This window comes from Phenylobacterium sp. (assembly GCF_036495085.1).
In the GTDB taxonomy this organism is placed as follows: Bacteria; Pseudomonadota; Alphaproteobacteria; order Caulobacterales; family Caulobacteraceae; genus Phenylobacterium.
In genome coordinates, this window is record NZ_DASXNL010000023.1 from 1 (window position 1) to 13,764 (window position 13,764).

The following is a 13,764-nucleotide window of genomic DNA, read 5'->3' on the forward strand; positions in this document are numbered from 1 at the left end:
CATCCAGGGGATGGCCCTGCCGTTGGCGCTGAAGCTGATGCCGCCAACGTTTTTGATCGGGCCGTTCGCGGCGTGATTGCCGGGCAGCCACTGCGGATAGAGCACTGTCAGCGGCCCGGATTTGGCGACCGGGATCGACTCTTGAACGCGGAAGATGTGGCGATCTGTGTCGGTGGCGTCGACCTTCACCTTCAAGAGGCCGGGGTAGGCGACGTCCTTCGGCGCTTCGGTCTTGGGCGGCATGGGATAGGGCTGCGGTCCGGGCGAAGGCTGGGCGGCGGCGGAACCGGCGATGCAAAGAACGGCGGCGCACGCGAACAGGGCAAGCTTCAACGGAACATCACCTGGAGCGGGGAGAGGCTTGCCCTTGTAGGGCCACTTCGACAGCAATCTCAACTACCCGAGAGGACGCAGGGTCAGGCGGTCGGAAGGGGTGGCTCGCCGGACTCGTCGTCTCCCTTCACTTCGCCTCATTGGCGGGCGGATCGAACGGCACGCCGAAGCCCAGCAAGATCGAAGCGAGCGCAAGACCGCCCTTGATGCTGCGTCCGTGACGATGGCCGAGCCAGGCCATTAGCGGCGCCAGGACGACCAGGGCGCCGAGCGCCGGAAGATAGCCAAGCCAGGCCGACATAGAGCCAGGGTGGTGTGGGGCCTCGAAAAGAGAAGGGGCCGCGGAGAAACTCCGCGGCCCCTTCCTTGCCCCTGTCAGCTTTCGCCGACTAGCACTTGTAATACATGTCGTATTCGACGGGGTGCGGGTGCAGGGCCAGGCGCATGACCTCTTCCATCTTGAGCTCGATGTAGCTGTCGATGAAGTCGTCGTCCATGACGCCGCCCTTCTTGAGGAAAGCGCGGTCCTTGTCGAGATTGTCGAGCGCTTCCTTGAGCGAGCCGCAGACCTCGGGGACCTTCTTCTGCTCGCGCGGCGGCAGGTCGTAGAGGTTCTTGTCCAGGGCCTGGCCGGGATCGATCTTGTTCTCGATGCCGTCCAGGCCGGCCATCAGCAGAGCCACGAAGGTGAGGTACGGGTTGCCCATCGGGTCAGGGAAGCGGACTTCGATGCGCTTGCCCTTGGGGCTGTCGACGTGCGGGATGCGGATCGAGGCCGAGCGGTTGCGGGCCGAATAGGCCAGCTTCACCGGAGCTTCATAGCCGGGCACCAGGCGCTTGTAGGAATTGGTCGTCGAGTTGGCGAAGGCGTTGATCGCCTTGGCGTGCTTGATTACGCCGCCGATGTACCAGAGGCACATGTCGGACAGGCCGGCATATTTGTCGCCCGCGAACAGCGGCTTGCCGTCCTTCCAGATCGACTGGTGCACGTGCATGCCTGAGCCGTTGTCGGCGAACATCGGCTTGGCCATGAAGGTCGCCGTCTTGCCATAGGCGTGGGCGACGTTCTTGATCACGTACTTATAGAGTTGCAGCCGATCGGCCATGGTCAGCAGGTCGGAGAACTTCAGGCCTAGTTCGTGCTGGGCCGGCGCCACTTCGTGGTGATGCTTCTCGGGCATCATGCCCAGTTCGCCCATCACCGCCAGCATCTCTCCGCGGAGATCCTGGGAGCTGTCAGTGGGATTGACCGGGAAGTAGCCGCCCTTGGGACCTGGACGGTGGCCCATGTTGCCTTCCGGATAGGACTTGGTGGCGCTGAGCGGCAGTTCGGTCGAGTCATACGCGTAGAAGGTATTCTCCGGTGATGTGCCCCAGCGGACGTCGTCGAAGATGAAGAACTCGGCCTCCGGGCCGAAGAAGACGGTGTCGCCGATGCCGGCCGACTTCACGTAGTTGAGCGCGCCCTTGGCGATCGAGCGCGGATCGCGGTTGTAGGGGGTGTTGGTGTCGGGGTTCAGCACGTCGCAGAACAACACCAGCGTGGTCTGTTGATAGAAGGGGTCGATGTGGGCGGAGGCGAGGTCCGGCCGCAGCTTCATGTCGCTCTCGTTGATCGCCTTCCAGCCGGCGATCGACGAGCCGTCGAACATCGTGCCGTCGGTCAGGAAATCGTCGTCGACGAGGTCGATGTCGAAGGTCACGTGCTGCATCTGACCGCGGATGTCGGTGAAGCGCACGTCGACGTATTTGACGTCCTTCTCCTTGATCTGGGCCAGAATTTCTTTGGCGGTGGCCATGGTGGTTATCCCCTTTAGTGGTCTCGATTGGATGGAAGGTTAGACGGCGTCCGCCCCGGTCTCTCCGGTCCGGATGCGCATGACGTCCAGGACGTCGGAAACGAAAATCTTGCCGTCACCGATGCGGCCCGTTCGGGCGGCGGTCGAGATGGCGTCGAGGACGCGGGCGAGCTGGTCATCGGCGATCACCACCTCGATCTTTATCTTCGGCAGGAAGTCCACGACGTACTCCGCGCCGCGGTAAAGCTCGGTCTGGCCTTTTTGGCGTCCGTAGCCCTTGGCTTCGATCACCGTCATGCCCTGGACCCCCAGTTCCTGCAGGGCCTCTTTCACTTCATCCAGCTTGAACGGCTTAATGATGGCTTCGATTTTTTTCATGGGTCCTCGGACACGCCGCCCCCGCGTCTTGCGGGATTCGCGCGTTCGGCGCGACGGAGCATGGCTGATGGGGGCTCACAAGCGCGCTGGTGGGAGGCGCGCGCCAGGGCGTACGGCAAAGCCGTGGGCGCCCAAAATCAAGGCGCCGAGAGATCAAAAAATGGTCAGCGTCGAATTGCCTTCAAGAGCGCGGTCCCGGCGCCTAGGATCGCCCGCGCAGCATTGAAAGGCGGGAGAAGCATGGACGGAAGCACCCCAGTTCTCATTGGAGCGGGCCAATTTACCTATCGTGGCGATCCGGCCGCTTCGCCCTCTCCGGTCGCGCTGCTGAAGATTGCGGCGGAACGTGCAGCGGCAGATGCCGGCATCGGGGCGGGGGGTCTTTCGGCGCTGGACGGGCTGGCCGTGGCGGGCTTCACGATCGACGCGCCGGGGTCCACGCGGAGCACGATCCCCCACTCGTCCAACCCGCCTGCCAGCCTCGCCAAGCAGATCGGAGCGGCTCCTGGCTGGTCGGTTTATTCGCATATGGGCGGCAACACCTCCCAGCAGCTGGTCAATGTGATCTGTGAGCGAATCTCCAAGGGCGAGACCGAGCTGGCGTTGGCCGTGGGGTGCGAATTCCTTGGTTCGGCGGTCAAGCGGCTGACCAAGGGCCTGGGCTTCGACGATTGGCAGGAGGACCAGGACCTGCCGGAGCCGCAACGCATCGGCGATCCTCGGCCGGGGGTGACGCCTTACGAGGCTCGGCACGGCCTTAACCGGCCGATCAATACCTATCCGCTGTTCGAGAATGCGCTCCGTGCGCGCGACAAACGTTCGCTCGCGGACCACCAGGCCCGACTTGGGCGACTGTTTGCGCCCTTCACCAAGGTGGCGGCTGCCAATCCCGAAGCCTGGTTCCCCATTGAGCGGACGGCCGAGGAATTGGTGGCGGTATCAGAGAAGAACCGGATGGTGGGCTTCCCCTATCCGAAGCTGCTTAACGCGATCATGGAGGTCGATCAGTCGGCCGGCGTGCTGATCGCCAGCGAGAAGAAGGCGCGCGAGCTGGGCGTGCCGCAGGACCGCTGGGTCTACCTGCACGGCTGCGCCGACGCTGCGGACCTGTGGTACCCGCTGGATCGCCAGAACTTCCACTCGAGCCCAGCCATGCGCCTGACCGGGCAACGAGCGCTCGAAATGGCCGGCGTGACCCTGGACGACATCGACCTCATCGACCTCTATTCCTGTTTCCCGGTGGCGGTGGAGATCGGGGCGGAGGAGCTGGGACTGGCGCTGGACGACCCACGCGGGCTGACGGTCACTGGGGGCCTGCCCTATGCCGGTGGGCCGGGTAACAACTACGCCATGCACTCGATCGCCACGATGGCGGCCAAGCTCCGGACCAAACCGGGCTCGTATGGCCTCGTCACGGCGAACGGCTGGTACCTGACCAAGCAGTCGACCGGAATTTATTCCACCAAGCGTCCCGAACGGCCCTTCGAACGGCAAGATCCCGCCGTCCTGCAGCGCCAGATCGACGTCCTTGCGCATCCGACCGTTACCGAAACGCCGCAAGGGCCGGCCAGAATAGAGACCTACACCGTCGTCCATCGCCGCGAGGGGCCGTTCATGGGGATCGTAATTGGACGCGACGAGGCCGACCGCCGCTTCGTGGCCCAAACGCCGGGCGACATGGAAACCCTTGCTGGCCTGGAACACGGCGAGCAGGTCGGCCGCGCCGGTCGTGTCGGCCCAGGCCCCGACGGCCAGACCAACCTCTTTGTACCGGATTGAATTCCATGGCCCGCCTTTACCTGATCCGCCACGGAAAGCCCGCCGTCGCCTGGGGTGGCGGTGATGATGATCCGGGCCTCGATGAGACCGGCCAGGCCCAGGCGCGCGCCGCCCGGGACTGGCTTATGTCGCTTCCGCCGACCGAACGGCCCACGAAAGTGGTGAGTTCTCCGCTGCGCCGCTGCCGCGAGACCGCCGAGCCGACCGCGCTTGCGCTGGGCGTCACGCTTGAGATCGACAAGCGGGTGGGGGAGATCTCAGCACCCGCCTCCCTGACGCCTGAGGAGCGTGGCCCCTGGCTTCGGAGGGCCTTTGCCGGCACCTGGGCGCAGATCGAGGGTGACCTCGACTATGACGCCTGGCGCCGAGATATCACCGCCTCCCTGCTTGATCGCGGGGGCGCGGCCGTTTTCTCGCACTATGTAGCGACCAACGCGGTCGTCTCTGAACTCCTTGGCGATCCGCGCGTACTGGCCTTCCGGCCGGACCACGCGTCGATCACGGTGCTGGAGACGGACGGCGCGGAACTGGTCCTGGTGGAAAAGGGCCGCGAAGCGACCACAGGTGTGCTTTAGGATGGGGCGCTAAGGATTTTGATACGCCAGGTTCTTACAGTCTCAGAAATGGCGCAGGCCGATGCCGCGGCGATCGCCTCCGGAACGTCGGGCCTGACCCTCATGGAACGGGCGGGGCAAGCCGTCGCTGATGCGGTGTGCGCACGGTTCGCCCGGCAGAGCGCGCTCGTGTTCTGCGGACCTGGCAACAACGGCGGCGACGGTTATGTAGCGGCGCGGGTTCTCAAGGAACGCGGCTGGCCGGTAGAGGTGCGCGCGTTCGGCGAGCCGGCTAGCCAGGACGCCCAGGCTGCCTACGCCCGATGGTTCGGGACCACCAAGCCCCTGAATGGGACCCTCGAGCCCGGCGTCTGGATAGACGCGCTGTTCGGCGCGGGCCTGTCGCGGCCCCTGGAAGGCTCGGCTGCGGCGGCGGCGCTGCGCATGGCCGAGGCGCCGGCGCGCGTGGTGGCGGTCGATACGCCAAGCGGGGTGCCCGGCGACACCGGCAAGCCAAGAGGTCCGGCAGCCCGCGCGGCGCTGACGGTCACCTTCCACTCCAAGAAGCCGGCCCATCTGTTGGAACCCGGCCGCAGCCGGTGCGGCGAGGTTGTCGTCGCCGATATCGGACTGGGCGCGACGCTTGGCCAGACCGTGGAAAACACCCCTGAACTGTGGCTGGCGCGCTTCCCATGGCCGACGGCGGCCTCCCACAAACATGCCCGTGGTCGGTTGGTCGTGGTCAGCGGTGAAGCGTGGAGCACAGGCGCCGCGCGGTTGGCGGCTCGCGGGGGTTTACGCATCGGGGCAGGTTTGGTGACCGTGCTGTCGCCACCGGAGGCCCTGCCGGTCAACGCCGGTCATCTCGAAGCGATAATGCTAAGGCCCTTCGAAACCGATCTCGAGCTGGAGCAGGCCGCCAAGGACGTGGACGCCGCAGTGATCGGTCCGGCCGCCGGCCTGGGTGAGCCGACCCTGCTCAACGTGCTCGCGCTTGCGCGCACCGGGGCGGCCCTGGTGCTGGATGCTGACGCCATTACTGTGTTCCGCGAGGATCCGGAGGAGCTGTTCTCGCTCCTGGATCGCGACGACGTGCTGACCCCGCATCCTGGCGAATTCGAGCGGTTGTTCCCGGGGCTTCTGGCCGGGTCGCCGGAGAGGATCACTGCTGCGCGAAGGGCGGCGGAGAGGGCCGGCGCCGTGGTCCTCCTGAAGGGGTCTGACACGGTGATCGCCGCGCCGGATGGACGCTGCGCGGTCAACGCCAATGGTTCGCCATGGCTCGCCACCGCGGGCTCCGGAGACGTGCTTTCGGGCTTCATCGGCGGCCTTGTCGCCCAGGGGATGGAGAGCTTCGAAGCCGCCTGCGCCGGCGCATGGATCCACGCCGAGGCCGCCGACCTGCATGGACCGGGCCTGATTTCCGAGGATTTGCCGGGCCTCGCGCCGGCCGTACTTCGCCGGCTCTTCGACGAGCGCTGAGCGGGGGAGGGGCGCGGCATCCGGGTTCCGCGCCGGTCGCCGTCCTTACAAGGGAATGGCCGTGGTGAATTTGACGCGCTTCTTCACGAAGCTCGCTTCATAGCGGCGCACGGCGGGATGGTCAGCGATATTGGCGTCGGTGAAGGCGTTGAACTCTTCCATGCCGCGGAAAACCGCGATGCACGAGATGTCGTAGGCTCCCGAGATCTCCATGCAGACCTGCACGTGGGGCGAGCAACAGAGATGGGCGCGGAACTCAGCGACGGCGAGCGGGGAGTGGCGTTCCAGTTGCACCATCATCAGGACCGATATCCGCTCGCCGACCTGGGTGGGTTCAATGATCGAAACATCGGCGGCGATCACGCCCTCATGCCGATACTGGCGAATGCGGCGCAGGATCGCCGAGGGTGAGAGCGGCACCCGATCGGCCAACGCCTGGGCGGTCGCCTGATTGTTTTCCTGCAGGGCGGCGAGGATTTTCACATCCAGGCGGTCGAGTGCGTAGGCCATGGCGGCTGGCTCTCCCGAGTAACAGGAACCAACCACAGGATTCGAAATCTTGACAATTAACTTGCGTTCATCTCGCTCTTTAAGACTGCAGTTCGGTATTCGAGCGGCGGGTTGTTGCGGAAACGCATGGAGTTTTCTACGGATCGTTAGTAGAATTTCTCCATTCAAGTTCCATACTCGATAGTCACGCAGCGGCGGATCAGTTCGTCCAGCCGCTCGCGCATCGCACGCCCCTCTTCGGTCAAATGAATGACGTGGCTGCGGGCGTCGGCTGGATTGAGGAAGGCGTCAACGAGGCCGAGCGCCGGCTCCTGGGCCCAGTCGGTGCCGGGCCGCCCAAGCGAACGCAGGCTCCGCGACGCCGTCGACTGGGTAAGCCCGGCGACGTAGGCGAGCTCCATCACCGACAGGCCCTCATTCTCGCAAGTGTAAAGGAAAGCGACGATCTCATTGAGGCTGATGCGCGGGCTAAGCGCCCTTAGCGCGAGGAGGGCCTCGAGGAGAGAGTCCCTTGGACGCATCGGGACTATTCGTCGAAGTAGTGGTTCAGGGCCCCCGTCGCGGCGGCCCGTGGCTCTGCGCGGCCGGTCGGCAGAGCCTTGCGCTGACGACGCTCACGCATGGCGAGCCTCGCATCGGGATAAGCGTCACGGACCAGCTTGAGAATGTCCTCCAGCCGCTTTTGGTGGTCGGCGGCTTCGATGTAGTCGCCGACAGTCAGTTCGACGGAGATTTGACCACAGAGCTTCATAGGCATCCTCGCAAGAGATCTTGCTTTGAGGAAGAAAGCGTAAGCCAAGGCGAGTGCGGTTTTGCCGCTTTGAACGCCCCTCCAACGCGAAAAAAGCGCGTTCTGCGAGGTCCGTTCGCTGAAAGTCGCGCGCGGTCATCTTCTAAAAAAACTGTAATCTATCCAATAGTTTCTCCGGCGGTCATCGCGAGGAGCGCGAAAGACGCCAGCCAGTGCTCGCCCATGTAGTCGCCCGCGACGTGCGGGAGGCTGGCTTCGAGGTGCTCCTGGGCCGTGGCTTCGGCAAGGCTGGCCAGGGGGTCATCAGGGGCCAGGGTGGCGGCGAGCTCGCGCCAACACCAGGCGCGCGAAAAGTTCAGGCCGTCGAGGTGGGCAATCTTGCCATCGGACCGGTCGGAGACAACAGCCGGCGCAAACAGGCTGGCGGGTTGGCGCTGGGCGGCTCGGGGCAGGAAGTCCTTCAGCCACGAGGCGAACTCCTCGGCCGGCAAAATGCGGCGCAGGCATTCGGCCTCCATCAGGGTGGCGGACAGGAACTCATCGCCCGACGGCTCCCAGGCCTGGGCGTCGCGGTCGCTGAGGTACCAGGCACGGGCTTTTTCGAGGAAGAGCCTCGTCAGGGCGGCGTCGCCGACCGCCGCGGCATAGTCCTGGGCGAGCGCTATGGCGAAAGCGGTCGAGGAATGGACGCCTGTGCGGACCGGATAGTTCGCCTTCGGAAGGAAGTCGAAGAAGCGTTCGGCAAAGGCGGTGGCCAAAGGTTGCAGCTTCCCAGCCCAAGGGCGATCCCGGTGCGAGAGAAGTTCGGCCTGCAGTTTCAGGAGCCAACCCCAGCCGTAGGGCCGTTCGAAGCCGCGGGAGGCGGCGCGCGCGAGGTAGGCCACCTCGCCGGCGACCTTGGCGTCTGTAAAAGCATCATCGAAAAGATCGCCGATGGCTGAGGCCTCTGGAATGCCGGGCTCCCGGCGCAGCAGCGCGGCCAGCAACCAGTAGCCGTGCACGCAGGAATGCCAATCGAAGCTGCCGAAGAAGATCGGATGCAGGGCACGGGGCCCGCGCGCGTCGGCGGGGCCCTCGAGCACGTGATCGAGCTTGTTGGGAAATTCGCGCGTCACGTGACCGAGTGCGATACGGGCGAACTTCGAGGCGACCTGCGGGGTCAGCCGACTAGCGGAAGGCAAGGACATACATCAGCACCGTGTTGACGATCAGCATCAGAAGGGCCGTCGGGATCTGCGTCTTGATCACCGCGTAGCGGTCGGGGATTTCGAGCAGGGCGGGAGGGACTAGGTTGAAGTTGGCGGCAAGCGGCGTCATCAGCGTGCCGCAGAACCCCGACAGCATGCCGATCGAGGCGATCACGGCCGGATTGCCTCCAAAATGGCCCACGAGGATCGGGATGGCGACACCTCCGGTCAGGACGGGGAAGGCGGCGAAAGCGTTGCCCATCAACATGGTGAAAGCCGCCATGCCGATGCAGTAGACGGCGACCGCGGCCAGGCGGGTGTCCACGGGCAGGTAGGTGGTCACCAGCGCGCCGATTTCCTTGCCGACGCCGGCCATGGCGAAGACCGCCCCGAGCGCGGCCAGGAACTGCGGCAGGAGCGCGGCCCACCCAACGGTGTCGGCCAGCCGCCGTCCTTCCTGCAGCGGCCCAGCCAGCGGTTGGCGAAGCAGAATAAGCGCGACCGCGAGCGCGACGACGACGGCCAGGGCGAGTGAGATCAGCGTCGCCTGTTTGGCGTCCATCAGCGGAACCCCACTCAATTGAATGGGCTTCAGGATCAGCACGCCTGTCGCAACAACGACAGGCAGGATCAGCGCCGGGACGAAGAGTTTGTTACCGAACTCGCGGGAGAGGCCGGCCCGCTCCTGTGGCGAGGTCGTCGGGGGCTGGCTGCGGCCCAACAGGCCAAGGCCCGCCAGTCCTGCCAGACCCAGCACGAGGACGCCGTTGCCGAGGTCGCCCAGCCGGTCCCCAGCCAGGAAACTCAGAGCCACCAGCGCCCAGAAGGCGGCGTTTCCGAACCGCTTGCGGTTGCCACGGTCCAGCGCGCTGAATGCCGCGAAGCCCGCGAACATAAGTCCCGCCAGGACGTAGACGGCCCCAAGCTTGATCACGAGCCCGCCCGCCGGCGCAGGCGACGGTCAAAGAGCATCAGGCGCGTAGAATGGATGGCGAAGGCGGCCAGCGCCGTGGGGATCGCCCAGACCGAGAGGTGCAGCGGGTCGAGCACGATCTTGCTGCTCGAAAGGAAGCCGACCATCAACAGCACCGAGCCCATGGCCACGAAGATGTCCTCGCTGAAGAACACCGAAACGTTGTCGGTGGCCGCGGCCATGGCGCGGATGGCATAGCGGGTCTTGAGGGTCGGGACGCCGTCACGCGCCTCGGCGGCGGCCTCGGCCATCGGGGCGACGATGGGCCTGATCGTCTGGGCCTGTCCCGCGATCGGCATCAGCCCCACCGCCGTGGTGGCCTGCCGGAAGACCATATAGCTGACGAGCAGGCGACCGACCGAGACGCCGCGCAGCCCGGTGATGATCGCAGCCGCCCGCTCGCGCAGCCCTGCGCGCTCGAGCACGCCCACCAGTGGCAGGACCAGGTAGGCGGCGCTGACAAAGCGGTTGTCATTGAACGCCTTGCCGAAGGCGGCGATCACCTGGAGCGGGGACAGGCCCGCGAACCAGCCGCTGGTCATGGCCGCCAGCACGACCACCAGCAGCGGGTTGAGACGGGCGGCGAAGCCGATGACGATCACGGCCACGCCCAAGAGGATCAACATCCGGTCTCCTTCGTGAACGGCGCAGCCATTGGACCGTCTGGAGTTAGTGTAGGCAACGGCGAAGGCCGGCCAGACAGTGGAGGATGGGCCCTAAGCAGCGAGGCGCCCCCGGATAGTCTTGTCTAGCGCCGGCGTTCGGTGATCCAGGCGTCGGCCAGGCGCAGGAAGCCCCCAACGTCCACCGTCTCGGCGCGGGCCTTGGGGTCGAGGCCGGCGGCGTCGATAAGCGGCTCGCCGCCAAGCGCCTTGAGGCTGGCTCGCAGCATCTTCCGGCGCTGGCCGAAGGCGGCTGCGGTGAGCTTTTGCAGTGCGTCCAGGCGCGCTGGTGACGGCCGATCCGGGCGTGGGGTCACGCGTACGACGGCGGATTCGACCTTCGGCGGCGGGGTGAAGGCGCGGGCCGGTACATCCATGACGGTCCGCACGTCGGACGTGACCTGGGCGATCACCGCCAGCCGACCGTAAGCTTCACCGTCCACCGGGGCCGTTATCCGCTGGGCGACCTCCTTCTGGAACATCAAGGTCATGGATGACGGCGTCCAGCGCCCGGTCAGCCACTTGATCAACAGCGCCGTTCCGACGTTGTAGGGCAGGTTAGACACCACGTGAGCCGCACCACCGCCCAGCGCGGCCTCGTCGGCGATGAGCGCATCAGCGAATTGCAGATTGAGCGCTCCGGGCGAGGCTGCGGCCGCCAGCGCTTCCAGCAGTGGACGAAACCGCTGGTCCTTCTCGATGGCGACCACCTGGGCGCCGGTTTCGAGCAAAGCGCGGGTGAGCCCGCCCGGGCCCGGCCCGACTTCGATGACCTGATCGCCGGGACCGACCTGCGCGAGGCGCGCGATCTTGCGTGTGATGTTGAGGTCGAGGAGGAAGTGCTGCCCAAACGCCTTCCTCGCCAGAAGACCATGTTCAGCCAGCGCGTCGCGAAGCGGCGGCAATTGCTCCAGGGTCACGCGCCTCGCGCCCGCGCCAGCTGCTCGGCGAGGCGGATCGCGGCGATCAGGCTGTCAGGTCGAGCCAGGCCGCGTCCTGCGATGTCGAAAGCGGTGCCGTGGTCGGGCGAGGTGCGCACGATCGGCAGGCCCAGCGTGACATTCACGCCGCCCCAGAAATCCAGCATCTTCACCGGGATCAGCGCCTGGTCGTGATAGAGGCAGATGGCCGCGTCATACCGCTCGCGCATCTCCTGCGGAAACAGAGTGTCGGCAGGATAAGGCCCGGCTACCTCGACGCCGAGGTCCTTCAGCGCGCGCACGGCGGGCGCGACGATCTCGATCTCCTCTCGGCCGATGCCGCCGCCTTCGCCCGCGTGAGGATTGAGGCCGGCTACCGCCAATCGCGGCCTGGCTATCGCGAAGTCGCGGCGCAAAGCCTGGGCGGTCACGAGGCCTGCGTTCACGATCGCCTCGACGCTCAGCAATCCCGAGACTTTCGCCAGGGGTTCGTGAACCGTGACCAGGGCCACCCGCAGGTCGCCGGCGACCAGCATCATGATCGGCCCGCGGGCGCCGTCGAACGCCTCGCTGGCGGTCAGTTCGCCGAGGAACTCGGTGTGGCCCGGAAACTTGAAGCCGGCCTCGTAGAGGGGCGCTTTGGCGATCGGAGCGGTCACCACGCCGCAAACCGCGCCGGAAAGCGCCAGGCCCACCGCCGTCTCGATCCATTTGATGATCGCCGGGGCCGCCGCCGGCGATGGCCGGCCCGCCACGACCGGCGCTCGCAACGGCAGGTCGAGAACCGGCAGAGCGTCTGAGAACGCGGTCATAGCTTCGGCCGGGGCGAGGACCTTCCGCAGGATGGAGGCCCCGCCGGCCGAGGCCGACGCCACAGCCTGGAAGTCGCCGATCACCATGAAGGGGGGCCCTTCTCGGCGCAGCTCGCTCCAGGCCTTGACGATGATCTCCGGACCGACGCCGGCCGGATCGCCAAGGGTCAGGGCGAGTGGCCCGGACTTCACCTGGTCTCGATGGTCGCGGAGTTGCGAAGATCGCGCATATAGCGCCGTGAGATCATGCTGAGCTGCTGACCTGTCAGACGGCTTTCGATCTGGTCGTGATCGGCGAGCACCGCCCCGCCGGCGCGCTTGCCGCAGACCGCCAGCACATGCAGTCCGACTTTTGTGCGGATCGGCGATGAGACCTGGCCGACGTTGAGGGTCTGGGCGGCCTGCTTGAACTCCGGCGCAAGATCGTTGATTTCCGCCTCGCCCAGATCGCCGGCCACGACGCCGGGCGTCTTTCCGGCGGTGGCCTCGAGTGTCGCGCAGTCCTTGATCTGTGACTTCACGCCTTCCAGCTTCACCCGCGCGGCCTCGATGTCGGCCGGGGTCGCGGTTGCGGGAAGTGCGATGGCCGCCTGTTTGAGGCTGACCACGGTCTGGCTCGCGCCCGAACGCTTGTCCTTCAGATAGATGATGTAGACGCCGTCCTTGACCGGGATCGGTTGCGAGAGCTGGCCTGGCCGCAACTGTTCCAGCACGGCGTCGACCTCGGCCGGCATTTCACCTTGGCTGATCCAGCCCGCATCGCCGCCGGCAGCGGCGGTGGACGAAGCTGAAAACTGCCGGGCCACCGCGGCGAAAGGCGCGCCCTGCTGCAACTGGGCGACGAGTTGCGCGGCGCCCTTGGAGGCCGGTTCCATGCCGCCGGCCCGGCCGGCGTCGACGAAGACTTCGCTGACTTCATATTGCGGCCTGGAGGCGGCGGCCGTCAGTCTGGCCTGCGTGGCCTTGATCTGGTCCTCGCCGATCCGCAGGCGTGTGCCGTAGCGGCCGCGAATCCAGCGCTGCCAGCTCATCTGGGCGCGGATCTGCTCGTATAGCGTCTCCGAACCGATGCCTTGCTGCTTCAGCGCCGCAAGGAATCCTTCCGGCTTGAGGTTGTTCTGCTGGGCCATGCCGGCCAGCTCCTCCTGGATCTCCTCGTCAGTCGCGATGATCGTGATCTTCTGATCCTTTTGGACGCGCTTGAGCTCCTGGATCTGCAAATGTTCGTCGACGAGGGAGCGCAGGGCCTCCTGCTGGAATTCCGGCAGGGTGTCCTGGGTGGGCTGCACTCCGGACGTGGCGATCAGCAGGCGCATACGCTGGGCCAGGTCGTAGGTGGAGATGATGTCGTCGTTGACGATCGCCGCCACCGATTCGGTCATCGGGCGCATCGGCGTAAGCAGTTGAGTAGATTCCGGCGCGGGCGCCAGCGCCGTCGCCGACGAAGCCGCCGCGGGCGCAGCCGCCGAAGCAGCTGCGGGCGCAGCCGCCGGCGCGGAGGCTGCCGCCTTGGCCTTCGAGGCCTGGGCCTGGGCGCACATCGGCAGGGAGGCCGCCAGCACGGCCGTTGCCACAACAGCGCCGCGCGCCCCAAGGCGAGTGACGTTACGCGCGCGCATCATGG

The 13,764-nt window shown here is 66.1% G+C and carries 15 protein-coding genes and 1 pseudogene; 3 read left to right on the forward strand and 13 right to left on the reverse strand.

Going from position 1 to position 13,764, the window contains the following annotated elements:
- The 4 genes and pseudogenes from VGI62_RS03445 to VGI62_RS03460 form a co-directional block, all read right to left on the reverse strand.
- Window positions 1-333 (reverse strand): annotated as a pseudogene (locus tag VGI62_RS03445) (peptidase M61); the annotation flags it as partial.
- Window positions 334-460: 127 nt separating this feature from the next.
- The gene (locus VGI62_RS03450) at window positions 461-634 is read right to left on the reverse strand and encodes a hypothetical protein (RefSeq protein ID WP_331502994.1); all 174 of its coding nucleotides are present in this window, start codon (window positions 632-634) and stop codon (window positions 461-463) included.
- Window positions 635-722: 88 nt separating this feature from the next.
- Window positions 723-2,132: a type I glutamate--ammonia ligase gene (gene glnA / locus VGI62_RS03455; RefSeq protein ID WP_331502995.1), complete on the reverse strand. Its 1,410-nt coding sequence runs from the start codon at window positions 2,130-2,132 to the stop codon at window positions 723-725.
- Window positions 2,133-2,171: 39 nt separating this feature from the next.
- The gene (locus VGI62_RS03460; protein WP_331502996.1) at window positions 2,172-2,510 is read right to left on the reverse strand and encodes a P-II family nitrogen regulator; all 339 of its coding nucleotides are present in this window, start codon (window positions 2,508-2,510) and stop codon (window positions 2,172-2,174) included.
- 240 nt (window positions 2,511-2,750) lie between these two features.
- Here VGI62_RS03460 and VGI62_RS03465 point away from each other — a divergent pair, with 240 nt between their 5' ends.
- The 3 genes from VGI62_RS03465 to VGI62_RS03475 are packed head-to-tail and all read left to right on the forward strand — an operon-like array spanning window position 2,751 to window position 6,325.
- Window positions 2,751-4,289: an acetyl-CoA acetyltransferase gene (locus VGI62_RS03465; protein ID WP_331502997.1), complete on the forward strand. Its 1,539-nt coding sequence runs from the start codon at window positions 2,751-2,753 to the stop codon at window positions 4,287-4,289.
- Between the two features lie 5 nt (window positions 4,290-4,294).
- Complete coding sequence (locus tag VGI62_RS03470) at window positions 4,295-4,864, forward strand: histidine phosphatase family protein (protein WP_331502998.1); 570 nt, start codon at window positions 4,295-4,297, stop codon at window positions 4,862-4,864.
- 18 nt (window positions 4,865-4,882) lie between these two features.
- Window positions 4,883-6,325: an NAD(P)H-hydrate dehydratase gene (locus VGI62_RS03475; protein ID WP_331502999.1), complete on the forward strand. Its 1,443-nt coding sequence runs from the start codon at window positions 4,883-4,885 to the stop codon at window positions 6,323-6,325.
- A gap of 45 nt (window positions 6,326-6,370) precedes the next feature.
- Here the strand turns inward: VGI62_RS03475 and VGI62_RS03480 are convergent, their stop codons facing one another.
- From VGI62_RS03480 to VGI62_RS03520, 9 genes are all read right to left on the reverse strand, one after another.
- Window positions 6,371-6,835: an Lrp/AsnC family transcriptional regulator gene (locus tag VGI62_RS03480; protein WP_331503000.1), complete on the reverse strand. Its 465-nt coding sequence runs from the start codon at window positions 6,833-6,835 to the stop codon at window positions 6,371-6,373.
- A gap of 164 nt (window positions 6,836-6,999) precedes the next feature.
- Window positions 7,000-7,356 carry a hypothetical protein gene (locus VGI62_RS03485; protein WP_331503001.1) on the reverse strand — a complete coding sequence of 119 codons (357 nt, stop codon included), beginning with the start codon at window positions 7,354-7,356 and terminating at the stop codon, window positions 7,000-7,002.
- 5 nt (window positions 7,357-7,361) lie between these two features.
- Window positions 7,362-7,586, reverse strand: coding sequence for a hypothetical protein (locus VGI62_RS03490; RefSeq protein ID WP_331503002.1), 225 nt, complete (start codon window positions 7,584-7,586; stop codon window positions 7,362-7,364).
- 158 nt (window positions 7,587-7,744) lie between these two features.
- On the reverse strand, window positions 7,745-8,773 hold the full coding sequence (locus VGI62_RS03495) for a DUF2891 domain-containing protein (protein ID WP_331503003.1): 1,029 nt from the start codon (window positions 8,771-8,773) through the stop codon (window positions 7,745-7,747).
- Window positions 8,754-9,707, reverse strand: a complete 954-nt coding sequence (locus VGI62_RS03500) for a DUF979 domain-containing protein (protein ID WP_331503004.1) — start codon at window positions 9,705-9,707, stop codon at window positions 8,754-8,756. The genes VGI62_RS03495 and VGI62_RS03500 overlap by 20 nt, the downstream gene beginning before the upstream one ends.
- The gene (locus VGI62_RS03505) at window positions 9,704-10,372 is read right to left on the reverse strand and encodes a DUF969 domain-containing protein (RefSeq protein ID WP_331503005.1); all 669 of its coding nucleotides are present in this window, start codon (window positions 10,370-10,372) and stop codon (window positions 9,704-9,706) included. Before VGI62_RS03505 ends, VGI62_RS03500 begins: the two co-directional genes overlap by 4 nt.
- A 122-nt stretch (window positions 10,373-10,494) precedes the next feature.
- Complete coding sequence (gene rsmA / locus VGI62_RS03510) at window positions 10,495-11,328, reverse strand: 16S rRNA (adenine(1518)-N(6)/adenine(1519)-N(6))-dimethyltransferase RsmA (protein ID WP_331503006.1); 834 nt, start codon at window positions 11,326-11,328, stop codon at window positions 10,495-10,497.
- Entirely contained in the window at window positions 11,325-12,332 is a 1,008-nt protein-coding gene (gene pdxA / locus VGI62_RS03515; RefSeq protein ID WP_331503007.1) for a 4-hydroxythreonine-4-phosphate dehydrogenase PdxA, read from the reverse strand. The genes rsmA and pdxA overlap by 4 nt, the downstream gene beginning before the upstream one ends.
- Entirely contained in the window at window positions 12,329-13,762 is a 1,434-nt protein-coding gene (locus tag VGI62_RS03520) for a peptidylprolyl isomerase (RefSeq protein ID WP_331503008.1), read from the reverse strand. The genes pdxA and VGI62_RS03520 overlap by 4 nt, the downstream gene beginning before the upstream one ends.
- Window positions 13,763-13,764: the final 2 nt, after the last annotated feature.